Here is a 23,785-nt window from a genome sequence, read left to right as displayed (position 1 = left end):
GGCTACAGGATCTCTGCAGCAGGAGGGTTGTGCATACGCCACCCGAGGAGGCCTCACATTCGAGGCGCACGGGCAACCTTGACAGTCTAGCGGATGCCGCGTGCAGGCGCCATTCGTGCGGTCAGCCCCGCCCGGCGGCGGGCGGCGACGCGGGCTCAGGCGTCGGCGTCGCGCGCGTCCCACCAGGCGCGCAGGCGCTGCTCCGCGGCATCCGGTCCGATGGGTCCCTCGTCGAGGCGCACCTCGAGGAGGTAGCGGTAAGCCTCGCCCACGATCGGTCCCGGCTTCAGGTCGAGCAGGCGCATGATGTCGGCGCCGTCGAGTTCCGGCCGCACGGCCGCGAGCTCCTCCTCCTCGGCGAGCACGGCGATGCGCTCCTCGAGGTCGTCGTACGCGAAGCCGAGGCGGTCGGCCTTGCGGCGGTTGCGGGTCGTGACATCCGCTCTGGTGAGGATGTGCAGCCGCTCGAGCTGGTCGCCCGCGTCGCGCACGTAGCGGCGCACCGCGGAGTCGGTCCACGCGGCATCCGCATACCCGAAGAAGCGCAGGTGCAGCTCGATGAGGCGCGTGACGGCGGCGATCGTGTCGTTGTCGAAGCGCAGGGCGCGCAGCCGCTTCCGGGCGAGCTTCGCGCCGACCACGTCGTGGTGGTGGAACGAGACCACGCCGCCCTTCTCGAGGCGGCGGGTCGCCGGCTTGCCGATGTCGTGCATCAGCGCCGCCAGGCGGACCACGAGGTCGGGGGAGTCGAGGTTGCCCCGAGCGACCTCGTAGTCGATGGCCTGCTCGAGCACCGTGAGCGAGTGCTCGTACACGTCCTTGTGGTGGTGGTGCTCGTCGACCTCGAGCCGGAGCGCGGGGATCTCGGGGATCACGCGCTCGGCGAGTCCCGATTCCACGAGCAGGCGGATGCCGCCGGTCGGCGCCGCGGTCAGGAGGAGTTTCGACAGCTCATCGCGCACGCGCTCCGCGGAGATGCGGTCGATCTGGTCGGCGAGCTCGGTCATCGCCGCACGCGTGCCGTCCTCGACCTCGAACCCGAGCTGCGCCGAGAAGCGGGCTGCGCGGAGCATCCGCAGCGGGTCGTCGCCGAAGGAGATCTCGGGCGCCGACGGCGTGCGGAGCGTCTTCGCGAGCAGGTCCTCGACCCCGCCGGAGGGATCGACGAGTTCGAGCTTCGGGAGTCGGAGCGCGAGGGCGTTGACCGTGAAGTCGCGCCGTCCGAGGTCGTCGTCGAGGCTCGAGCCGAACACGACGTCGGGCTTGCGCGAGTCGCCGTCGTAGGCATCGGCCCGGTACGTGGTGATCTCGACCGTCTCGCCGGCGACCTTCGCGCCGATCGTGCCGAAGGCCCGCCCGATGTCCCAGTGGGCCTCGGAGATCGGCTTCACGACGGTGAGGATCTCGTCGGGCGTGGCATCCGTCGTGAAGTCGAGGTCGTTGACCGCCCGGCCGAGGAAGGCGTCGCGCACGGGCCCGCCGACGAGGGCGAGCTCGAATCCGGCCCGCTCGAAGGCCGCCGCGAGCTTCGAGACGGTCGGCGAAGCGGCCAGTTCGCCCAGGCGGGCGAGGGCCTCGGCGACACTCTGCATGCCGTCAATGCTATTCGGGTGCCGCGCACGGCACGGTGCGGAGCCGAACCTGTGCATCGCCGCACCGGCGCCACGGGCTCACGCCGTAGAATCGCGAGCATGGTGGCCGACTCGAACGCTGGGCGTCGTCGTGCCCGCAGGCGATTCGGATCCACCGGCGCTTCGGGCGCGCACGACGAGACCTCGTCGACGTCGGCAGTCGGCGCAGCAGGGCGCCCGCGCCGCCGCTGGGTTCGCCGCTCCGTCATCGCGGTCTCCGCGTTCGGCGTCGCCGCCGCGGTCGTGGCGCCGCTCGCCGCGCAGGCCGGCGGCATCGACCCCGTGACCGGCATCCGCGACGTGCTCGTCGGCGCCGCATCATCGGCCACGCGGAGCGACGCCGTCACCGACTCGACGGATGCCGCCGCGTCCGCGTCCATGTCGACGGCCCAGCAGAAGGTGGAGGAGGGCGTCGACATCAGCATCGCCCCCACCATCTCGACGACGTTCACCCCCGGGGCCGCCGGCAGCGCCGTCGCGGTCTCCGTCGAGCTCGAGAACCTCAGCGGTTCCTTCCTCGAGGAGGGCAGGCTCCGTCTCGTCCGCGCCGGCTCGCCGATCGAGGCATCCGGCGACCTCGACGCCTGGCTCGCGGGCGCGACGTCGGGATTCTCGACCGAGCCGGTCGCGCTGGGCGAGTCGCCGACGCGTGGCCTGGCGACCGGCGCGATCGCACAGGTCGCCTTCACCGTTCCGGCCGAGGCGTTCGCGGATGTCGCGGGCTCTCCGGTCATCGGGCTCGGTGCGGAACTCCGCGTGGGCGATGTCGTGGTCGCCACCCAGACCTCCGCACTCGCGAACACGGCCTCGACGGCCGCCGGCGCCGCGCCGATCGCGCTCGTGGCTCCGCTGACGGTTCCGACCGCGACCACGGGTCTCATCGGCATCGACGAGCTCGCCGCATGGACCGCGCCCGACGGCACGCTCAGCACCCAACTCGATGCGCTGGCCGGCCGCGAGGTCGCGATCGGGATCGATCCCCGCGTCATCGCCTCCATCAGGTCGCTTGGCAGCGCGGCGCCCCCCGAGGCGCTCGAGTGGCTCCAGCGCCTCGCCGACGTGCCCAACGAGACCTTCCCGCTGGCCTACGCCGACGCCGACCTCGCCCTGCAGTCCCAGATCGGCCTGAGCGCTCCGCTCGTGCCCGAGAGCTTCGCGGACGTGCTCGACCCCGACGACTTCGTGCAGGATCCGGCAGCAGGCGACCAGGGCGACCTGGGTGTCGGGCAGCCGGAGGCGACCGAGGCCCCGGCCGAGACCGCGCCCACCCCCAGCGAGTCGCCGACGCCCACCCCCACCGCTCCCGTCTCCACCGTGCCCGACACTGCCGAACTGCTGGCTTGGTCGTACACGCGCACCGACATCGCCTGGCCCGGCGACACCACCGTCGCGCCCGGCGACATCTCGTTCTTCAACGCCGCAGGGATGACGACCTCGATCCTCGACTCGGCCAACGTCGAGGACCTCCCCGGCGCTCGCACCTCCGCCCTGGTCGACGGCGGCACGGCCATCGTCTCCGACCAGGACCTGACCTCCGCGGTCCGCGATGCGGCGGCGGCCACGAGCGACCTCGAATGGCGGGATGCCGCGAGCGAGGTCCTGGCCCGTGCCACCCTCGACGGCGCCCAGGACTCGACGATCCCCTTGCTCGCCACGTTCTCCCGAAGTGCCGGCGAGGACCCCGAACGCGTCGGCGAACTGCTCGTCGAGCTCGCCGGTTCGCAGTTCGTGACGCCCACGGGCCTCGCCCAGGCCATCGGCGCGCCCCCCACTCCGCGCTCGCTCGTCGACTCGATCGAGGGGGAGGGTCGTCGCAGCCTCGCCCAGGCGATGGTGTCCGCCGAGTCCGACGTCGCCTCGTTCTCGTCCCTGCTCGCCGAGCCCGCCGACCTCACCGGTCCGACCCGGCGCGACCTCCTCGCCCTCCTCGACGTCGGATGGCTCGCGACCACCCCCGAATGGTCGGCCGCATCGACCGAGTGGCTCACCGCGCAGCGCGCGCTGGTCGACTCGGTCTCCGTCGTGCCGAGCAGCAGCGTGCTCGTCGTCGCGAGCTCGACCGGCATCCCCATCACCGTGCAGAACACGTCCGCGTACGCCGTCACCGTCGAGGTCGACGTCGCACCCTCGAACGGCCGGTTGGTCGTCGACGAACCCGTGCAAGTGACGGTCGAGCCGGAATCGCGGAACACCGTGAGCGTCCCGGTCGCGGCCGGTGTCGGCAACGGCGAGGTGCTCCTCATGGTCTCGTTGACCTCGCTCACCGGGGTCGCGGTGGGGTCGACCGTCGTCATCCAGGCGGACGTCCAGGCCGACTGGGAGGGCATCGGCGCCGCCGTGCTCGGGGGCATCCTGATCGTCGTCTTCGGCATCGGCATCTGGCGCAACATCCGTCGTCGTCGTCGCCAGCGCGCCGCCGAGACTGCCGCAGCGGCTGAGACCGACGTGGCCGGCACCGAGACCGCGCCCGACGCCGACGTCGAGCCCGACGCCGAGACCGCTCCCGGCACCGAGGAGCGCCATGACGCAGAGGAAACCCGTGACATCGAGGACGCCCGCGGCGACACCGACGCCCGACCCGACGGGCGGCGCGATGGCTGACGACGACCGCATCGGTCGCGCGAGCCTCTTCCTCGCCTCGGGGACGCTGGTCTCGCGTCTGCTCGGATTCGCGAAGGTGGCGGTGCTTGCCGCGACGATCGGCGTGGTCGGGTCGGGCGCCGACGCGTTCGCCGTTGCCAACGGCCTGCCCAACACGGTCTACGTGATCGTCGCTGGCGGAGTCCTGAGCGCTGTCCTGGTCCCGCAGATCGTTCGGGCCTCGGCCCACGCCGACGGCGGCAGCGCGTACATCAACAAGCTCCTGACCCTGGCCTTCGTCATCCTCGGCGCCGCGACCATCGTGGCGACCGCGGCGGCGCCGCTGCTCACCGCGCTGTATGCCGGTTCCAACGCCGAGATCCTGCCGCTCGCCATCGCGTTCGCGTGGTGGTGCCTGCCCCAGATCTTCTTCTACGGCATGTACACGCTCCTCGGTGAGGTGCTCAACGCGCGACGCAGCTTCGGTCCGTTCACCTGGGTGCCGGTGCTGAACAATGTCGTCGCCATCGCGGGCCTCGTCGCATTCGGGGCGATCTTCGGATTCGACCCCGACGGCCTCCGCCAGGTGGGTGACTGGACGCCCGGCATGATCGCCCTCCTGGCCGGCACCGCGACCCTCGGCATCATGGCGCAGGCGGTCGTGCTGTTCTGGTTCTGGCGGCGCGTGGGCCTGCGCTACCGTCCCGACTTCGCCTGGCGGGGCGTCGGACTGCGGGCGGCCGGCAAGCTCGCCGGCTGGACCTTCGGGATGCTGCTGCTCACGACCGGGGCCGGGATCGTGCAGTCGCAGGTCCTCGTCGTCGCCTCGGGCAACGGCGCCTCCGTCGCCGCCGTGGACACGGCCTGGCTGGTCTTCATGCTGCCGCACTCGGTCATCACCGTGTCCATCGCGACCGCGTACTTCACGCGTATGAGCGAGCACGCCGCAACCGACCGACTCGACGAGGTCCGCTCCGACCTGTCGGGCGCGATCCGCGGTGTCCTGATGATCATGATGCTCGCCGCCGTCGGCCTGATGGTGGTCGCCTACCCGTTCGGCGCGGTCTTCAATCGGGGCCTCGACGGCGCCTCGACCATCGGCAACGTCATCATCGCCTTCTCGGTCGGGCTGGTCGCGTTCAGCCTCCTGTTCGTGGTCCAGCGCACCTTCTATGCCCTGAACGACACGCGGACCCCGTTCTTCTTCACGCTCTTCCAAGTCATCGTGTTCGCCATCGGAGCACTCAGCGCCCTCCTGCTGCCGCTCGACCTCATCGGCGTGGGCGTCGCCCTCGCGACATCCGTCGCCGTGACCGCGCAGTTCGTGCTCGCGACCGCGTTGCTCCGTCGCCGCCTCGGAAGCATCGACGGGCGCCGGATCCTCGGCACGCTGAGCCGTTCGCTGCTCTGCCTCGTGCTGCCCGTCGGCGTGGGCATCGTGCTCCTCATCGCCTTCGGCGGACTGACCGAGGGAGGCTTCGCCATCTCGAGCGTCGCCGGTGCGATGGTGACCATGGTGGTCATCGGCATCGTGATGTCCGGGCTGTACTTCGGCGGGCTCTGGCTCCTCCGCTCGCCCGAGCTGCACGGCTTCGCGGCTCCGCTCATCGCCCGGTTGCGTCGCCGTTGAACCGGCGGCCGCCGCGCTCCACGACTCGACCACGGCGCGGCATCCGTCACATACCGAGCGGGCCGACGGCGCCGGAATACGCGACGCCTAGACTGTGTTGACCATGTCGTTGCCTCCGATCCGATCCACCGATCCGGATGCCACGAACCACCGACCGACGACAGGAGCCTCCTTGCGCGACATCATCATCATCGGCTCTGGTCCTGCGGGCTTCACCGCAGCGATCTACGCTGCCCGCGCGGAGCTGAAGCCCCTGCTCATCGCGAGTTCCGTCGAGATCGGCGGCGAGCTGATGAACACGACCGAGGTCGAGAACTTCCCCGGATTCCCCGAGGGCATCATGGGCCCCGACCTGATGGGCAAGATGCAGGCCCAGGCCGAGCGCTTCGGCACCGAGGTCGTCTACGACGACGTCGTGTCGCTCGACCTCGAGGGCCCCGTCAAGCGCGTCACGCTCGGCAACGGCGAGACCCACGAGGCATCCGCGCTCATCTATGCAACGGGCTCGGCATACCGCAAGCTCGGCCTGCCCGAGGAGGAGGTCCTCTCCGGACATGGCCTCTCCTGGTGCGCGACCTGCGACGGCTTCTTCTTCCGCCAGAAGACGATCGCCGTCATCGGCGGCGGCGACTCGGCGATGGAGGAGGCGACCTTCCTCACGCGCTTCGCCGACAAGGTCTACGTCGTGCACCGTCGCGACACCCTCAAGGCGTCGAAGATCATGCAGCAGCGCGCGATCGACAACGAGAAGATCGAGTTCATCTGGAACTCCGAGGTCGCTGCGATCCACGGCACGACCGCCGTCACTGGCGTCACGCTCCGCGACACCGTCACCGGTGAGGAGCGCGGTCTCGACCTCGACGGCCTGTTCGTCGCGATCGGCAACGACCCGCGCACCCACCTCGTGCACGGCAAGCTCGAGCTCACGCGCGAGGGCACCATCCATGTCGAGGGACGCTCGTCGCGCACGTCAGTGGCGGGCGTGTTCGCCGCGGGCGACGTGATCGACCCGTTCTACCGTCAGGCCGTGACCGCCGCCGGCTCCGGCACGGTCGCAGCGCTCGATGCGGAGCACTACCTCGCCGCGCTCGAGGACACCGCATCGCCCGAGGCCGCCGAGATCGAGGCCGAGGCCATCGATGAGGGCGTCGCCATCGACGGGCTCGTTCGAGCTCGCTGAACGCCGGCCGCACCGCGGCATCCGCTTCACGATTCACACTGAGGAGACACCCATGACTGCACGTGCCGTGACCGAGGCCACCTTCGAGCAGGAGGTCCTGAACAACGAGAAGGCCGTCCTCGTCGACTTCTGGGCCGAGTGGTGCGGGCCGTGTCGCGCGGTCAGCCCGATCCTCGACCAGATCGCCAGCGAGCACGCCGACAAGCTCGACATCGTCAAGCTCAACGTCGACGAGAACCCGCAGCTCGCGATGAAGTACCAGATCACCGCCATCCCGGCGTTCAAGGTCTTCGAGAAGGGCGAGGTCGTCAAGACCGTCATCGGCGCCAAGCCGAAGCCCGCCCTCGAGGCCGACCTCGCCGCCTACATCTCGTAGTCGGCCGCCTCGTCACGCTCGAGACCCGCCCGGCACACGCCGGGCGGGTCTTTCGCATTCGGGCAGGCGAACACCCGAGCGGATGCCGCGCGCAGCGCTCGACGACCGGGGATGCACCGCGACCTCGTCGCATGGCCGGCGACCACGACGCATGGCGAGTCATCCTCCGGGCGGCAACTAGCATTGAACAACCCAGAACAGATCGGAATCAGCACTCGTGACCTCTGACGGCGTCCCCCAGCGGACCGGCAACAACCTCGACCCGTGGTACGCGAACTACGCCGAGCGAGCCGCCGGCCTGGCCGCCTCCGAGGTTCGCGCCCTGTTCGCCGTCGCCTCGCGACCCGAGGTCGTCTCGCTCGCCGGCGGCATGCCGTACGTGTCCGCCCTGCCGCAGGACCTCATCCTGTCGTCGATGGACCGGGTCATGCGCACCGAGGGCCCCACCGCTCTGCAATACGGCTCTGGTCAGGGCATTCCCGCGCTGCGCGAGCACATCCTCGACGTGATGGCGCTCGAGGGCATCCAGGGGTCCGTCGACAACGTCGTGACGTCGACCGGCTCGCAGCAGGCGCTCGATCTCGTCGCCAAGCTGTTCATCGATCCCGGTGACGTGATCCTCGCGGAGTCTCCGAGCTACGTCGGTGCGCTCGGCGTCTTCCGCTCCTACCAGGCGAGCGTCGTCCATGTGGCCATGGACGAGCACGGTCTCATCCCCGAGGCACTGCGCCAGACGATCGCCCACCTTCGCGGCCAGAGCCGGCGCATCAAGTTCCTCTACACGATCCCGAACTTCCACAACCCGGCCGGCGTCACGCTCTCGGCCGAACGCCGACCCGAGATCCTCGAGATCTGCCGCGCGAACGAGATCCTCGTCCTCGAGGACAACCCGTACGGCCTGCTCCACTTCGACGAGCCCGCCCCGAACGCCCTGCGGTCACTCGACCCGGAAGGCGTCATCTACCTGGGGTCGTTCTCCAAGACGTTGGCACCCGGGTTCCGCGTGGGCTGGGCACTCGCCCCGCATGCCATCCGCGAGAAGCTCATCCTCGCCGCCGAGGCCGCCATCCTCTCGCCGAGCTCGTTCAGCCAACTCGTCGTCTCCGAGTACCTGTCCAGTACCGACTGGCGCGGACAGATCGACACCTTCCGAGGGGTCTACCGCGAACGCAAGGACGCGATGATCGAGGCTCTGGGGGAGTACCTTCCGCAACTCAGTTGGACCAACCCCAACGGCGGTTTCTATGTCTGGGTGACGATGCCCGACGTCCTCGACTCCAAGCAGATGCTGCCGAGGGCCGTCAAGGAGCTCGTCGCCTATACGCCGGGCACCGCGTTCTTCGCCGATGGACGCGGGCGCCATGCCATGCGCCTGTCGTTCTGCTATCCGACGCCCGACGCCATTCGGGTCGGCATCCGACGGCTTGCGACGGTCGTGAACGGCGAGCTCGACCTGCTCGACACCTTCGCGGGCACCGGACCGCTTCAGCTGCCCATCAAGCCCGGCATCGAACCGGCACCCCCGACCGACCTGAAGTAGTGGAGAACCCCTGATCATGAGCGATTCCAACGGTCTTCACGTCGTCGTGCTCGCGGGTGGCATCTCCCATGAGCGAGACGTGTCGCTTCGATCGGGACGACGCGTCGCCGATGCCCTGGCCGCGGCCGGACACCGGGTCGTCCTTCGCGATCCCGATGCCGGCCTCCTGCCGTTCCTCGCGAACGAACGACCCGACGCGGTGTTCCCCGCCCTGCATGGTTCCAGCGGCGAAGACGGCTCGCTCATCGGCCTGCTCACGGCGCTCGGCATCCCGACAGTCGGCTCGAGCGCCGCGGCAGCTCGACGAGCCTGGTCCAAGCCCATCGCGAGTTCACTCATCGCCGCGACCGGGGCATCGGTTCCGGAGTCGATCGTGCTCTCGCACGAGGCGTTCCGCGAACTGGGAGCCTCAGGGGTGCTCCGTGTCGTGCGCGACTCCCTCCCCGACGACCTCGTCGTGAAGCCGGCGATGGGCGGCTCGGCTCAGGGAGTCTCGATCGTCACCGACTCGAACGACCTGCCCCGAGCCATGGTCGAGGCATTCACCTACGCGGACGTCGTCGTGGTCGAACGACGCATCGTCGGCACCGAGATCGCCGTCGGCGTCATCGACGCCGGCGACGGCCCGGTCGCGCTGACGCCCGTGGAGATCGAACCCTCCAATGGCATCTACAGTTTCCAGGCTCGGTACAACGCGGGGGAGACGACCTTCTACGCGCCGTCGCGACTCGAGCCCGCGGTCATCGAAACGGTCGCGGCGGCAGCGGTGAACGCACACACGGCGCTCGGGCTGCGCGAGCTCTCCCGCGTCGACTTCATCGTGGATGCCGCGGGTACTCCGTGGTTCCTGGAGGCGAACGTCATCCCGGGCTTGACTGAGACTTCGCTTCTGCCCCTCGCCATCGAGGCCTCGGGAACGACCGCGGCGGAGGTCTACTCCGGCCTCGTCGCTGCAGCCGTCGCGAGGTCGAACCACGCGACCGTTCACTGATCCGATCCCTCGCCGGGTTGGCTCCGGCGAGGGATCGTCCGATCAGTGGCGACGACCGAGGGCGATTTCCGTCGTATTTCGCTTCGTCAGGAACGATCCTGAGCAGGAAGTCGCGTCAGACGCCTTCGAGTTCTTCGCCAAGATCCGTGAGGATCCGCCGAAGGTCCTGAACGGTCGCGAAATCTATGCTGATCTGGCCTTTTCGCGCACCGAGCTTGATGTTCACCCGCGTGTTCAGCCGGTCTCCGAGGCGCCCGGCGAGATCATCGAGGAAATCCTGCCGCTTGCCGGCCGATGGCTTCGCTCGACTTGAAGTACCCGGTGCGGCGGAGGTGGCTGCAGCCTCCGCCGCACGAACGGAGAGTTCCTCGTTGACGATCTTGTCCGCGAAGCGCTGCATCTGCTCGCTGTCACCGCCCGTTGCGAGGATCGCTCGGGCGTGACCTGCGCTCAAGACTCCGGCGGCCACCCGAACCTGAACCGACTCGGGGAGCTTCAGCAGCCGCAGCGTGTTGGAGATCTGCGGGCGTGACCGCCCGATCCGCGCGGCGAGTTCCTCCTGCGTGATTCCGAAATCGGCGAGAAGTTGCTGATACGCGGAGGCTTCCTCGAGGGCGTTCAACTGTGAACGGTGGAGATTCTCGAGCAGCGCGTCGCGCAGCATGTCCTCGTTGGCGGTGTCCTTGATGACCGCCGGGATGGAGTCGAGACCCGCTTCCTTCGTGGCGCGAAGGCGTCGCTCACCCATGACGAGTTCGAACTTGCCGGCCTGGTCTGGGTGGGGACGAACGACGATGGGTTGGAGGACTCCGAACTCGCGCACGCTGTGGACGAGTTCGGCGAGGTCCTCCGGATCGAAGACATGCCGCGGCTGCACCGCATTCGGCACGATGTCATCGGGATTCAATCGTGCGAGACGAGCGCCGGGCACGGAGACGAGCCCACTCGACTCTGCGGCATCAGCCGCTGCCTCGACCACTGCGACTGACGCCGACTGGCCGGCCTCGGAGTCCGGGAAGAACACGTCCACCGGTCGAGTCGCGCGGGCGGCGTCCTCGCCTTGCGGAATGAGTGCACCGATACCTCGACCCAGTCCTGTGCGCTTCGTAGCCATCAGTTCGCTTCCTTCCGTGCCGCCGAAGCGGCTCGCTGTGCAATCTCCGCCGCGGCCTCACGATATGACAGCGAACCGGACGACGAGTAGTCGTAGCTGATGACGCTCTGGCCGTAACTCGGCGCTTCGGATACCCGAACCGATCGGGGGATGATCGTCTCGAGCGTCTCCACCGGGAAGTGATCGCGTACCTCTTGCGCCACCTGCTGCGCCAGGTTGGTGCGGGAGTCGTACATCGTCAAGAGGATGGTCGAGAGTCGGAGCTCGGAATTCAGGTGCTTCTCGATCAACTCGATATTGCTCAGGAGCTGGGAGAGTCCCTCCAGCGCGTAGTACTCGCACTGGATCGGGATCAGCACCTCTCGTGCCGCCACGAATGCATTGATGGTGAGGAGCCCGAGGGACGGCGGGCAGTCGATGAAGACGTAGTCGTACGGTCGGTCCATCGAGGCGAGATGCTTGTCGATGGCGCGGCGGAGCCGCTGTTCGCGAGCGACGAGCGAGACGAGTTCGATCTCAGCTCCGGCGAGGTGGATCGTGGCGGGCACGCAATCGAGCCGTTCGTGCTCTGTCGAAGGTCGGACGACAGCCGCAAGTTCCAGGTCTGCGACAAGCACTTCGTAGACACTCTGCTGGTCGGAGCGGTGATCGACGCCGAGCGCGGTTGACGCGTTGCCCTGCGGGTCGAGATCCACCACGAGCACATGGGCGCCGGATCGTGCCAGCGCCGCTGCCAGATTCACGGCGGTCGTGGTCTTGCCCACTCCGCCCTTCTGATTGGAGATCGTGAACACGCGCGTCTGTGCGGGCAACGGGAGGACCGCGGTCTCGAGTGCGATGCGTCGACGAGTCTCGTCGGCAATTTGGTCGGCCAGGGGAGTTCCTCCGTATTCGGGCTCCGTTTCACGTGAAACGGGGGGTACGAGCGCAGGCTTCGCCGCGCCAGGGTCGAGTTCAGGCGACGCTCGATGTGCATCGGACGCCGGAAGTGCCTCGATGACAGTGCTCACCGGGAGAGCGCTCGGCGCATCGACGACCGGAGTCGTCACGACGTCGTGGGCCAAGACCGGCGGATCGCCGCCGGGATCGTCGTGGTCGCGATCGGAAACGGCGACGTGTGGTGCCAAGGGGGCCTCGACTATGGGCGGGTTCGGATGCTCATCGGGATCCTTGGGAGCGTCCGGCTCCTCGCGGATGGTGCTGGTTTCCGACGGGGCGTGGTGAGCCGTTTCACGTGAAACGCCGTGCGGGTCTGCATCGCCTTCCTCCGTCGGCACTTCTGCCGCGTCGGCAAATCCTGCGTCAGTGCCCATGAGTGCTGAAGGGAGCGGGACATCGGAAACATCGGGAACCGTCTGCTCGCGTCCGGAAACGGTCTCACCCGTCGGCTGCGAGTTGAGATCGTACGCCCGTGTCGCCTCTGGGATGGAAGATGGGGTCGTCGCGCGGGCGGTCTGCAGGGAGCTCACCGTATCCGCAGCGGCGTCGCCGACGATCTCACGGATGATGTCTTCGAGGAGGCGATCGGGCTGAGCGAGCGAGTGTGCAGCCCGGGCCGGTACGGCCGGACCATCCTCGTCGCTCAGCGCCGCGGCCGTCGCGGCGTCCCAGTCGTAGCTCTTCACCGTGGACTGACGAGGATCATCCACGCCTCGCTCTTCCGTGCTCGGGGGAGCGACATGGGGGCTCGCACCGACCGCAGCGCTGATTCCATCCGGAACCGCACCAGTGACCGGGGTGGCAGCAGGAGGCTCCGCGCCGCGTGCAGATCGATCAGCGTCACCGGGGGTGGACCATGCCCGGGCATCACCGTGCACATCAGGATGGCGAACAATGGAGGCTGGACGCAGCTCCGCGGCCGTGAACTCTGGAGCGGCCGGACTCGCCGTTTCGGCAGGTGTCGGGAGCGGCGAGGTCTCTTCAGACTTCACGTCAGGAGTTGGGGGAGTGGCCGGTGGTTCGGGCTGTGATCGACGACGATGAAACCATCCGCGACCTCCGCCCTGTGCCATGCCGAATTCTCCAAACCTGATCCGTCATTCCCCACGATCGGGTGCCACCAGTCAGTGCAGTCGACCGAACTCCACTGGACACCCAAGCCTAACCGCCACCACCGACCCATGCGGACGGAGTTGCGTGACGACGCGCGAGAGTGAAGCGGCCCAGCCGGGTCGACTGGAGCTTGGACGCGCTCGACGCCGGTGTTTCACGTGAAACATCCACGTGATTCGCAAGGACGGGAAGGTCACGTGTACAACGCTGGTGAACGGCCATGGGACCGCACCGGCACGCATGCGTGCCGACCACGACTCGCCGTTCGGAAGCGTCATCCCGACTGCGGGGGATCAATGAAATCGATGCTGGATCCGACCCGGGCTGAATGAGCAAGGATTCGCGCGGTCGCGGGCCCTCAGTCCCCTCTTGCAGCACGGCCTCGATCGCCCTCTGCGGGGCTACCCTCTCATCTCCACTGCGCCGGTCGCTGCCGTTCCAGCGCTGGTTTCGGTCCAGCGGGCGTCAGCGCTTCGAACACGCCAGTGCGGAAACAGCTGCGTTAGGGCGCACTGGTTCCCATCGCGGGAGAGGTTCGGCGCCCGTGCTCACGCTCCGAAGCAGACATCACGGATCGAGGTCGGTCGCACAGCCGTGGCCAGGAGGGGCATCCGAATATCGACCACCCGTCGCGCTCGGTCGGCTCACACGCTGCCATTGTGGCCAGTGGACTCGCACTCAAGCCGCCTGGCCGGTGAGAGCCGGCATCGCGATTGAAGCCGGGCGCAGGTGCTGGCACGCCCGATCCGAGTCGCCGTCACCCGAGATGGTGCAGGTGATGTGGCCTCGCGACAGAGCGCGGAGGTCGACCCGACGAGCCCACGGTGGTCATCAGGAAACAGCCCGGCGCAACCTCCAACTCGCCCAGCCCGCACTGCGACACGGGATCAGCAAGCCCGGGCCGATCGGGGCTTCGATCGGAATCTTGCACCATCGATGCATATTCCTGGGCGCCGCCCTTGGCTCGCCGCCCACGGAAGCACGGATGTCGACGATGCGGCACTCGCTGGACCGCCGCCAAATACCCGGGCCTGTGGCCATACCCAGCAAACGCGGAAACCTCTTCGAACGAAGAACAAGGGAGGGGCAAGCACGAGTTTCCGGATCCGACGGCAACGAACTGCGAAGAGGGAACCAAAGGTAAAGGACAGCGAGAAGCAGGGAGGAGGAAACGGGTGAAGAAGAAGGAGGGGGGAGGGGGAGGAGAAGGAAACGAAGCAAAGAAGAGAGCGTTGCGAGACGCTCACCCGGTTCGGACCGCGATCGCGCGATCACGATGAAGCGCCGCTGATGCCGCTCCGGGCACCGACCCAGCGACGGCATTCGGAATGCAGACCCGAACCTGCCCCGGTCTTGATGCCTCTCGGCTTTCGGCCCGCGAAGGTGTCAGGCCGCCAGATCACGGCAGCAAAGACCCGGCGCTCTACGCTAGATAGCGCTCGGCGCTCGTGGTGCTGCCCTGCCGCGTGCTCGGCGCTCTGCGCTCAACGCCCATGTCGCTGCCCTCCCGCATGCTCTGCGCTCTGCGCTCGGCGCTCGGCGCTCGCCGCTCGGCTCGTGACGCTCGATGCTCGATGCTCGGCACACGGCGATCGGCGCAGGGCGTTCGGTCTCCCGCTGGTGGCCGGCGTGGTGCTCGGCGCTCCGTGCTCGGCTCGCGATGAGCGATGAGCGATGAGCGGCAAGGCGAGCGGCATTAGGCGTTCGGCCGAAGGCGTTCAGCCAATGGCGCTCGGCCAAAGGCGCTCGGTCTCCGCTGGCACCCTGCCTGGTACTCGGCGCTCGGCGCTCCGCGCTCGGGACTCGGGGCTGGAAACTCCTAGGACGCAAAGATCGCTGCACATGCCGCCAGGGGTTCGGAACTTCACCCCTCTTCAATGAGGGCTAGGCCCGCGAGCCGCTTCCTTGTTTCACGTGAAACATGCGCCGCCCGGAGTGATCTCCGCACCGCGTACCCAGCCACCGCGTCGGGAGACCGGACACTTGGTGCCGCCCGCACAGGTGCGGTCGGCACTCGCACGACCATACGGATGAGCGTCCGCTCTTCAGCGAGCCAAGCGGGATTCCGGAACCAGCATCCCCAGCGAACGGCGGTGGTCCACCCTCACCGTTCGGGATGGGCAACGCTCCGCAGCCGCACGCCGAGGCCGGCCAGCATCCGCCCGAGGAGCCAGCTGTCCCAAGTGCACCTGCTACAGGCCGGCCGGGTCGGTCGGCGGACGCCGAATCCGGCGTCTGCGAGGGGCGAATTCGACCTGACGCGCACGGAGCCGCGCGCCGGTTCAGCGCGCGTCGACCGTCGCCCGGAAGACGCGCGTGACCTCAGTGCCGAGATCTTCACCGAGAACGACGACCTCCGGATCCGACACGAGGTACTTGCGGAAGACCTTCTGAGCGGCGCCGATCTCGCCGTCCACGCCGGCGCCCTTCAAGAGCACCAACTCGCCGCCCGGCTTCAGCAGGGGAGCGGTGACGGGGATGAGGGTCCGGAGCGCGCTCACTGCACGAGCCGTGACCTGGTCGAACTGCCGCTTGTGCGAGGAGTCCTCGGCTCGGGCACGTTCGACGACGACGTTCTTCAGATCGAGCTCACGGACCTGGCGCTCGAGCCAGTCGACCCGTCGCTCCATGGGTTCGATGAGCGTGAAGGAGACATCGGGACGAATGATCGCGAGGACGAGACCGGGCAGGCCCGCCCCCGATCCGACGTCGGCCACGGACCCAGGGCGGAGCAGTCCTGCGACCAGGCCCGAGTTCACGATGTGCCGAGTCCACAGGCGGGGGAGCTCCAGCGGTCCGATCAGGCCGAGTTCCTCGCCGTGACGCGCCAAAGCGGAGGTGAAGGCGCGGCCGACCTCGATGCGATCACCGAACACGGCCGACGCGACGGCCGGCTCAGCCTCGAGTTCGTCGCTCATCGTTTCACGTGAAACATCACGCGGAGCGCGTGATCACCGTGTGGCGATCAGCGCCCTCGCCGCGCGAAGCCGAGTGGAAGCCTCGCTCGCCCACCAGGTCGTGCACGAGCTTGCGCTCATAGGACGACATCGGGGGGAGCGATGCTTCCGAGGCCCCACCCTCAATGCGCTCAACCGCGCGCTCGACGAGACCCGCCAGTTCGTCGCGACGGGCATCGCGGGATCCGCCGATGTCGAGGATCAACCGTGAGAAGGCACCGGTCTTCGTCTGCACCGCGAGGCGCGCCAACTCCTGGAGTGCGTTCACGGTGTCGGGCTTCGAGAGGAGGTTCAGGTTCGCACCCTCGCCGGCATTGACCGAGACGTAGGCGCGACCGTTGCGCGCATCGATGTCGATGTCGCCATCGAGGTCGCAGATGTCGAGCAGTTCCTCGATGTAGTCGGCGGCGATGTCGCCCTCCTCCTCGAGCTGCGAGACGGAGCGCTCCTCATTCAGGTTCTGAACGTCGGTCATGGTCACTTTCCACCCTGCTTCTTCGCGCGGTTCTTGCCGACCGGCTGCTGGCGCTGCGTCGTCTTCTTCTCTTCCACGACCACGGTCGTGGTCCCGGCGTCCTTTTCCTCGATGACGAGCTTGCCCTTCTTGGCGAGCCGCTCCTCGCGAGCCTTGGCGGCCTCGCTGCCCGGGGTCGGCATGTTGCGGATGACCAGGAACTGCTGACCCATCGTCCAGAAGTTCGAGACGAGCCAGTAGAACATGACGCCGATGGGGAAGGCGACACCCGAGAAGGCGAACACGAGGGGGAGCAGGTACAACATGATGCGCTGCTGACGGAACATCGGGCTCGCCTTGGTCTCGGGCGACATGTTCTTCGAGACGATCTGCAGCTGCGTGATGAACTGCGATGCCGTCATCAGGATGATCATCGTCGCTGCGATGACCATGACCTGCCAGGGGTACTCGCCGTTCATCGCGCCGATGAACGTGCCCTTCAGCGGGGCACCGAGGATCTCGGAGTTCGCGAACGAGTTGGCGAGGTCCTGCGTGAAGACGCCGACGCCGGCCTTGTCGTGCTGGGCATCGTTGAGCACCGAGAACAGGCCGAAGAAGATCGGCATCTGCAGGAGCAGGGGGAGGCACGACGAGAGCGGGTTGGTGCCCGTCTTCTTGTAGAGCTCCATGGTCTCGCGCGACATCGCTTCGCGGGAGAACTGGTCCTTCTTGCCCTTGTACTTCTCCTGGATCTTCTTGAGCTGCGGGGCGACCTCGAGCATGCGCCGCTGACTCTTGATCTGCCGAACGAAGATCGGGATGAGCGCGGCGCGGACCACGATGACGAGGCCCACGATCGAGAGGACCCAGGTGATGCCGGCGTCAGGATCGAGGCCGGTGAACGTCCACAGGGAGTGGAACGCGACGAGGATCAGCTCGATGACCCATTTGATGGGCCAGAGGACCAGGCTGATGATATCCATTGCGGCGGATCAGTCCTTTCGGGACATGGTGGGGGCTGAGGCGATCGCCGGCACGGAGATGTCGGATGCCGCATCGCATCCGTCATGCGACGCGTGGGCGTGGCTGTCGAGGGTCCGGCTGGCGCCGGCAGGAGAGGCCGCCCATGAGCGGGGGATGACCCATCCGAACGGAGTGACCGCGTACCGGTCGTGCTTGGCGGCGCGAACATCATCGATGCCGCCGGCCGACCACGGATTGCATCGAAGGATGCGCCATGCGGTGAGCCCGCTGCCCAGGAGGAGACCTCGCTGCTGGACGGAGCCGAGTCCGTACGCGGAGCAGGAGGGATAGTAGCGGCAGACGTCGCCGTACAGCGGGGAGATCGCGGCGCGATACCCGCGGATCAGGAGGACTCCGAGATTCCGTGGCAGCAGCCCGACGAACAGGAGGGCGTCACGCATGTGATCCCACCTCGGAGTGGAGAGTGGATTCCGCTGACGGCGAGGTCGGCGATGGGGTCGTCACGCCGCGTCGGGCGAGCGCCCGCAGCACCTCGTCACGAAGCTCGGGCCACGCAGCATCCGCTGCTCCGGGGAGGGCGCGGACCACGACGTCGACATCCGCAGCGCCGGCGAGCACGACCTCATGGGTCACGGCCTTCAGGCGGCGGCGGATTCGATTGCGACGAACCGCCGACCCGACCTTCTTGGAAACGATGAAACCGAATCGTGCATCGCCTGCGGATTCGCGAGACCGCACGTAACAGACCGTGTGCGGCGTCGCCACTTTCGCACCACGGCGCACGACGACCCGGTAGTCGTCAGCACTCGTGATGCGATTCGCCTTGGCGAGCACCGAACGACTATGCGGAGAGTTCGGTGCGACCCTTGCCGCGGCGTGCCGAAAGGATGGCACGGCCGGCGCGGGTGCGCATGCGAAGGCGGAAGCCGTGCTTCTTGGCACGACGACGGTTGTTCGGCTGGAACGTACGCTTGCTCATTCTTCTTCTCCGGCTTTCGGATCTCCGCGCCTCACGCGAATGTCGGCCAGGCCGATTCATGCGGTGACGGGAAAACTGGGCGCCCAAACGGGCGAGGGTCAACTGATTAAAACTACGGCCTCGAGGACCTGTCGTCAAACCAGGAGGCGATCGAGCCGACGTAGCGCAAAAGAGAGAGTATCTCCCGTTCCTCGGGAAACCCTGTGGAAAGACACGCCGAGTCGGAAGGATCCCGCGAGCGGCATTTGTCCACAGGCCCGACTTTCGCTACCGTTTGAGACCAGTTATCCCCAACCTCGGGCGCGGAATCTCGCGGTTCGCCCGGAATCTGCCCACAGCCGGTGGATAACACTGTGAATACTTCATCTCGTGCCGCTTGCTCCGTCGTTCGGGGGATCGACGAGTGGCAGACGAGAGCACCGAGATTGCGGGGAATGATGACCGAACAGCCCATCACCGATACATGGGCCACGGTCCTCGAACGACTCTCGGACGACGAGACGATCACGCCGATGCTGCAGGGGTTCCTGAACCTCGTCGAGCCGAAGGGCATCGCCGCGGGGACGTTCTACCTCGAGGTGCCGAACGACTTCACGGGCAGCATGCTGAACCAGCGCATGCGCGTGTCCCTGCTCTCCGCGATGAGCGCGATCGAGGCACCGACCCCCGTGACCTCCTTCTACGTCGTCGTGAACCCCGAGCTGGAGGAGTCGCGGCCGTCCGACTCGGACGCCTTCACCTCGCAGCCGCTCCCGAGCGCGGTCGACCGCGTCGACCTCCCCGCCTCGCCCCAGTCGGTGTTCGAGAACACGAGTCCCGACCGCCCGGGCGACACCCGGCTGAACCCGAAGTACAGCTTCGACAGCTTCGTCATCGGGCAGTCGAACCGGTTCTCCCACGCGGCAGCGGTCGCCGTGGCGGAGGCACCGGCGAAGGCCTACAACCCGCTGTTCATCTATGGCGACTCGGGCCTGGGCAAGACGCACCTCCTGCACGCGATCGGCCACTACGCGATGACGATGTATCCCGGCATCCGCGTCCGGTACGTCTCCTCCGAGGAGTTCACGAACGACTTCATCAACTCGATCGCGAACAACCGGGGCTCGCTCTTCCAGCAGCGCTATCGCAACATCGACATCCTGCTGATCGACGACATCCAGTTCCTGCAGGGCAAGGCGGAGACGCAGGAGGCGTTCTTCCACACCTTCAACACCCTGCACGACCACAACAAGCAGGTCGTCATCACGAGCGACGTCCCGCCGAAGCACCTCACCGGGTTCGAGGACCGGATGCGGAGCCGCTTCGAATGGGGACTCATCACCGATGTCCAGGCTCCCGACCTCGAGACGCGCATCGCGATCCTCCGCAAGAAGGCGCAGTCCGAACGCCTGCAGGTGCCCGACGAGATCCTCGAGTACATGGCCACGAAGGTCTCGAGCAACATCCGCGAGCTCGAGGGCACGCTCATCCGGGTGACCGCGTTCGCGAGCCTGAACCGCGCGCCCGTCGACATGCCCCTGGTGCAGACGGTGCTGAAGGACCTCATCACGGATGACACGGACAACGTCGTCGCGCCGGTCGACATCATCACCGTCACGGCCGACTACTTCAAGCTCACGGTCGACGACCTCTACGGGTCGAGCCGATCGCAGGCCGTCGCGACCGCCCGGCAGATCGCGATGTACCTCTGCCGCGAGCTGACCAGCCTCTCCCTGCCCAAGATCGGCCAGCTCTTCGGCAACCGCGACCACACCACCGTGATGTACGCGAACAAGAAGATCTCGGAGCTCATGAAGGAGCGCCGGTCCATCTACAACCAGGTCACGGAGCTGACCGCGCGCATCCGGCAGACGAACCGATACCGCTGATCGGATGCCGCGCCGGCGCCCTCGGCCATCGGTCGGGTCCGTCGAACGCGCCCGAAAAACGCGGATTCGAGGCATCCGGCACCGAAACCCACACCTGTGGACAGCTTGTGGATTGTTAACGAGCAACCGCCTGAACACTGTGCACCTTTGGGGTCTGCCTGTGGAGAACTGCAGACACCGTGCAGAACTCGCCGCACCATGGTCGACGGGAATCCACACACCGTGCACAGATGCGAGGGCCTCGGATCGGCACCATTCCGGGGATCTCTTCACACCATCCACAGTTTCCACAACGGTTAACACCGTTAAGAGAACTTGTTAATCCCAGAGGGCCCGACAACATCGAGGGTCGGGGAGCGGATGTCCCGCCGCACCGGAGGAATCCGCACCGCATCGCCCGTCACCCTGCGGATAGCATGGGAGCCATCCTCAGCACCTCCATGACGGGAGAACCGTGAAGTTCCAGGTCAACCGCGACGTCTTCAGCGAAGCCGTGTCGTTCGCCGTGAAGCTTTTGCCCCAGCGCACGACGCTCCCGATCCTCTCCGGGGTGCTCATCCAGGCGAACGAAAACGGACTCGTGCTGTCCTCCTTCGACTACGAGGTCTCCTCCCAGACCGAGATCCAGGCCGACGTCGAGGAGACGGGCACCGTGCTCGTCTCGGGCCGCCTCCTCGCCGAGATCGCCGGCCGCCTGCCGAACGCACCCGTCCGCATCGCGACCGAGGAGTCGCGCATCTCGGTCAGTTGCGGATCCGCGAGCTTCACGCTGCTGTCCATGCCGGTCGAGGAGTACCCGTCGATCCCCGAGATCGGCGAGCAGTCCGGCGTCGTCCCGGCAGAGGAGTTCGCCTCGGCGGTGGCACAGGTCGCCGTCGCCGCATCGCGCGACGACGTCACGCCCGTCATCACCGGCGTACAGCTCGAGGTCAGGCAGAACAGCCTCGGCCTCGTCGCCACCGATCGCTACCGCGTCGCCGTCCGGGAGATCGAATGGGACGGCGGCACGGTCGCCTCCGATTCCGATGACACGGTGACAGCGCTGGTTCCGGCCCGCACGCTCCAGGAGGTCGGCAAGACGTTCGGGCACTCGGGCACGATCTCGGTCGCTATCACGAGTCGCGACGATCGCGAGCTCATCGCGTTCAGCGCAGACCGGAAGACCGTCACGAGCCTGCTGATCAAGGGCAACTTCCCACCCGTCCGCCGGCTCTTCCCCGAGACCGTCGAGAACTACGCGGTCATGAACACCGCCGAACTCATCGAGGCGACCCGACGCGTGGCCCTCGTGCTCGAGCGCGAGGCTGCACTTCGATTCACCTTCTCCGCCGACGGGCTGACCCTCGAGGCGATCGGCAGCGAGCAGGCCCAAGCCCAGGAGACGATCGACGCGATCCTCACCGGAGACGACACGGTCGTGTCGCTGAAGCCGCAGTTCCTCCTCGACGGCCTCGGCGCCGTGAACTCGGAGTTCGTGCGCATCTCGTTCACCAAGACCGAGAACCCCAACAAGCCCGGGCCGGTCCTCATCACGAGCCAGACCTCGCGCGAGCAGGCCGGCGCCGACACCTACCGGTACCTGCTGCAGCCGAACCTGCTGCTTCGCTGAGCCGTTCGCAGGGCCTGAAGACCGGGCGGATGTCACGACCGGACTGTCGGCGGGCGCGGGTAGCGTTGACCTGGTCGACGCGAAGGGAGCCGGAGTGCACGTCGTTCGGCTCTCGTTGACCGACTACCGCAATTACGCCCGCGCCGAGTTGACGCTCGGCCCGGGCACGACGGTCCTGGTCGGGCGCAACGGGCAGGGCAAGACCAATCTCGTCGAGTCGATCGGCTATCTCGCGACCCTCGGCTCGCATCGCGTGTCGTCGGATCAGGCGCTCATCAGGGCCGGAGCCGAAGCCGCGATCGTGCGAGCGCTGCTCGCGCACGCCGAGCGCGAACTGCTCGTCGAACTCCAGCTGAACCGGACGGGTGCGAATCGCGCCCAACTGAATCGTGCTCCGGTCAAGACGCGCGAGCTCCCGCGGTATGCGCACTGCGTGCTGTTCGCACCCGAGGACCTCGCCATCGTCCGGGGCGAGCCATCGGTGCGTCGCCGGCTGCTCGACGAACTCCTGGTGCAGCGCACCCCCCGCCTCGCCGGGGTCATGTCGGACTACGACCGCGTGCTCCGCCAGCGCAACACGCTGCTGAAGAGCGCACGTGCTCGAGGGCTCGCCGCCGAGAAGCTCACCACGCTCGACATCTGGGACGAGCGCCTGGTCCAACTGGGATCCGAGATCATCGACCGGCGGGTGGCGCTCATCGATGAGCTCGCGGGCCCGCTCGCGTCGGCATACTCCTCGATCGTCGACGCCGACCACGCGCCCGCCCTGCGTCCGATGCTCTCCATCGACGGCGCCGACCCCGATGCCGATGCCGTCGACGCGGCGTCGGGTGACGAGGCAACCGGTGCGGGCGAGGGAGCAGACGGCGCAGCACCTGGCGGGTCGGCGGGCGCATCGACCACCGCGATCCGCTTCGCCGAGGCGCTTCGCGTACTGCGGCCGAAAGAGCTCGAACGTGGGGTGACCCTCGTCGGACCGCACCGCGACGACGTGCTGCTGATGCTCAACGGGCTCCCGGCGAAGGGGTACGCCAGCCACGGCGAGTCCTGGTCCTTCGCGCTCGCACTGCGGCTGGCCTCGGCCGAGCTCCTCCGCCGCGATTCCTCCACCGGCGATCCGGTGCTCATCCTCGACGACGTCTTCGCCGAACTCGACCGGGCTCGTCGCGAGCGCCTCGCCTCCGCCATCGGCGGGTACGAGCAGGTGCTCGTCACCGCCGCGGTGCTCGAGGACGTGCCCGAACGTCTCGTGGCCCGGGTCGTCCGCATCAACGCGGGCCAGGTGCTCGACGAGTCGGCCGACGACGGGGACGCCGATGCCTGAGCAGCCAGACGAGTCCGAGTCCCTGAGGGTCTACCAGCACTTCCGCGAGGTGTTCGGCGGCCAGCCGCGCGCCACGAGTGCCGCACGGGCGCGGCGGCGGGCACGTGAGCGTCCCGGCGGGGAGCCGTTCACCCCCGGCCGTGATCCGAAGCCGCTGGGCGCCGCGATCGACGGCCTCACCACGCAGCTCGGGTGGGCGGCCCCGCTCTCGCAGCACGAACTGCTCTCATCCTGGCCGTCGATCGCCGGCGACGAGATCGCGGCGCACTCCGAACCCGTGACCATCGAGCACGGCGTGCTGCAGGTGCGCTGCGAGTCGACGGCGTGGGCCACCCAGCTCCGGTTGCTCCGGGCCGACCTCGTCACGAGGATCCTCGACCGGTACCCAGACGCCGGGGTCGAGTCCATCCGTTTTCAGGGGCCGGATGCCCCCACCTGGAAAAGGGGTCCCAGATCGATTCCAGGGCGTGGCCCACGCGATACCTACGGCTGAGACGGCAAATTCGGTCACCCGAC

General features: G+C 67.7%; 19 protein-coding genes. 10 read left to right on the top strand and 9 right to left on the bottom strand.

Annotation, left to right across the window (positions count from 1 at the left end):
* Positions 1–155 precede the first annotated feature (155 nt).
* A complete protein-coding gene (locus tag GQQ95_RS12795) occupies positions 156–1,592 on the bottom strand; it encodes a CCA tRNA nucleotidyltransferase (protein WP_157428049.1) in 1,437 nt (478 codons plus the stop codon).
* A gap of 99 nt (positions 1,593–1,691) precedes the next feature.
* On the opposite strand from GQQ95_RS12795, the gene GQQ95_RS12790 reads away from it, so the two are divergent.
* The 6 genes from GQQ95_RS12790 (at position 1,692) to GQQ95_RS12765 (ending at position 9,928) form a co-directional block, all read left to right on the top strand.
* A complete protein-coding gene (locus tag GQQ95_RS12790; RefSeq protein WP_157428048.1) occupies positions 1,692–4,232 on the top strand; it encodes a DUF6049 family protein in 2,541 nt (846 codons plus the stop codon).
* Positions 4,225–5,841 (top strand): murein biosynthesis integral membrane protein MurJ, encoded by a 1,617-nt coding sequence (gene murJ / locus GQQ95_RS12785; protein WP_157428047.1) that lies wholly within the window; start codon positions 4,225–4,227, stop codon positions 5,839–5,841. Before GQQ95_RS12790 ends, murJ begins: the two co-directional genes overlap by 8 nt.
* A 172-nt stretch (positions 5,842–6,013) precedes the next feature.
* Complete coding sequence (gene trxB / locus GQQ95_RS12780; protein ID WP_157428046.1) at positions 6,014–7,021, top strand: thioredoxin-disulfide reductase; 1,008 nt, start codon at positions 6,014–6,016, stop codon at positions 7,019–7,021.
* A 52-nt stretch (positions 7,022–7,073) separates the two neighbouring features.
* Positions 7,074–7,397, top strand: coding sequence for a thioredoxin (gene trxA / locus GQQ95_RS12775; protein ID WP_157428045.1), 324 nt, complete (start codon positions 7,074–7,076; stop codon positions 7,395–7,397).
* A gap of 217 nt (positions 7,398–7,614) precedes the next feature.
* On the top strand, positions 7,615–8,937 hold the full coding sequence (locus tag GQQ95_RS12770; RefSeq protein WP_157428044.1) for an aminotransferase-like domain-containing protein: 1,323 nt from the start codon (positions 7,615–7,617) through the stop codon (positions 8,935–8,937).
* A 16-nt stretch (positions 8,938–8,953) separates the two neighbouring features.
* Positions 8,954–9,928, top strand: coding sequence for a D-alanine--D-alanine ligase family protein (locus GQQ95_RS12765; protein ID WP_157428043.1), 975 nt, complete (start codon positions 8,954–8,956; stop codon positions 9,926–9,928).
* Positions 9,929–10,043: 115 nt separating this feature from the next.
* On the opposite strand, the gene GQQ95_RS12760 is transcribed toward GQQ95_RS12765, so the two are convergent.
* The 8 genes from GQQ95_RS12760 to rpmH form a co-directional block, all read right to left on the bottom strand.
* On the bottom strand, positions 10,044–11,042 hold the full coding sequence (locus tag GQQ95_RS12760; RefSeq protein ID WP_157428042.1) for a ParB/RepB/Spo0J family partition protein: 999 nt from the start codon (positions 11,040–11,042) through the stop codon (positions 10,044–10,046).
* A complete protein-coding gene (locus tag GQQ95_RS19685; protein WP_281352032.1) occupies positions 11,042–11,917 on the bottom strand; it encodes a ParA family protein in 876 nt (291 codons plus the stop codon). The genes GQQ95_RS12760 and GQQ95_RS19685 overlap by 1 nt, the downstream gene beginning before the upstream one ends.
* A 3,459-nt stretch (positions 11,918–15,376) precedes the next feature.
* Positions 15,377–16,012 (bottom strand): 16S rRNA (guanine(527)-N(7))-methyltransferase RsmG, encoded by a 636-nt coding sequence (rsmG, locus tag GQQ95_RS12750; protein ID WP_157428041.1) that lies wholly within the window; start codon positions 16,010–16,012, stop codon positions 15,377–15,379.
* A gap of 16 nt (positions 16,013–16,028) precedes the next feature.
* A complete protein-coding gene (locus GQQ95_RS12745) occupies positions 16,029–16,526 on the bottom strand; it encodes a Jag family protein (RefSeq protein ID WP_157428040.1) in 498 nt (165 codons plus the stop codon).
* Between the two features lie 2 nt (positions 16,527–16,528).
* A complete protein-coding gene (gene yidC / locus GQQ95_RS12740; protein WP_157428039.1) occupies positions 16,529–17,488 on the bottom strand; it encodes a membrane protein insertase YidC in 960 nt (319 codons plus the stop codon).
* Positions 17,489–17,497: 9 nt separating this feature from the next.
* Positions 17,498–17,929 (bottom strand): membrane protein insertion efficiency factor YidD, encoded by a 432-nt coding sequence (yidD, locus tag GQQ95_RS12735; protein ID WP_157428038.1) that lies wholly within the window; start codon positions 17,927–17,929, stop codon positions 17,498–17,500.
* On the bottom strand, positions 17,922–18,323 hold the full coding sequence (rnpA, locus tag GQQ95_RS12730; RefSeq protein ID WP_157428037.1) for a ribonuclease P protein component: 402 nt from the start codon (positions 18,321–18,323) through the stop codon (positions 17,922–17,924). The genes yidD and rnpA overlap by 8 nt, the downstream gene beginning before the upstream one ends.
* A gap of 7 nt (positions 18,324–18,330) precedes the next feature.
* Positions 18,331–18,468: a 50S ribosomal protein L34 gene (gene rpmH, locus GQQ95_RS12725; protein ID WP_022892375.1), complete on the bottom strand. Its 138-nt coding sequence runs from the start codon at positions 18,466–18,468 to the stop codon at positions 18,331–18,333.
* Between the two features lie 434 nt (positions 18,469–18,902).
* Here rpmH and dnaA point away from each other — a divergent pair, with 434 nt between their 5' ends.
* The 4 genes from dnaA to GQQ95_RS12705 all read left to right on the top strand — a co-directional run bounded on the left by dnaA (position 18,903) and on the right by GQQ95_RS12705 (position 23,762).
* Positions 18,903–20,336 carry a chromosomal replication initiator protein DnaA gene (gene dnaA / locus GQQ95_RS12720; protein ID WP_425482577.1) on the top strand — a complete coding sequence of 478 codons (1,434 nt, stop codon included), beginning with the start codon at positions 18,903–18,905 and terminating at the stop codon, positions 20,334–20,336.
* A gap of 454 nt (positions 20,337–20,790) precedes the next feature.
* Positions 20,791–21,945 carry a DNA polymerase III subunit beta gene (dnaN, locus tag GQQ95_RS12715; protein ID WP_157428036.1) on the top strand — a complete coding sequence of 385 codons (1,155 nt, stop codon included), beginning with the start codon at positions 20,791–20,793 and terminating at the stop codon, positions 21,943–21,945.
* A gap of 94 nt (positions 21,946–22,039) precedes the next feature.
* Positions 22,040–23,269, top strand: a complete 1,230-nt coding sequence (gene recF / locus GQQ95_RS12710; protein ID WP_157428035.1) for a DNA replication/repair protein RecF — start codon at positions 22,040–22,042, stop codon at positions 23,267–23,269.
* The gene (locus GQQ95_RS12705; RefSeq protein ID WP_157428034.1) at positions 23,262–23,762 is read left to right on the top strand and encodes a DciA family protein; all 501 of its coding nucleotides are present in this window, start codon (positions 23,262–23,264) and stop codon (positions 23,760–23,762) included. The genes recF and GQQ95_RS12705 overlap by 8 nt, the downstream gene beginning before the upstream one ends.
* The last annotated feature ends 23 nt before the right edge of the window (positions 23,763–23,785 follow it).

Origin of the sequence: Agromyces salentinus (assembly GCF_009749395.1) — a bacterium.
Taxonomy (GTDB): Bacteria; Actinomycetota; Actinomycetes; order Actinomycetales; family Microbacteriaceae; genus Agromyces; species Agromyces salentinus.
This window is presented reverse-complemented; position numbering and strand designations above follow the sequence as displayed.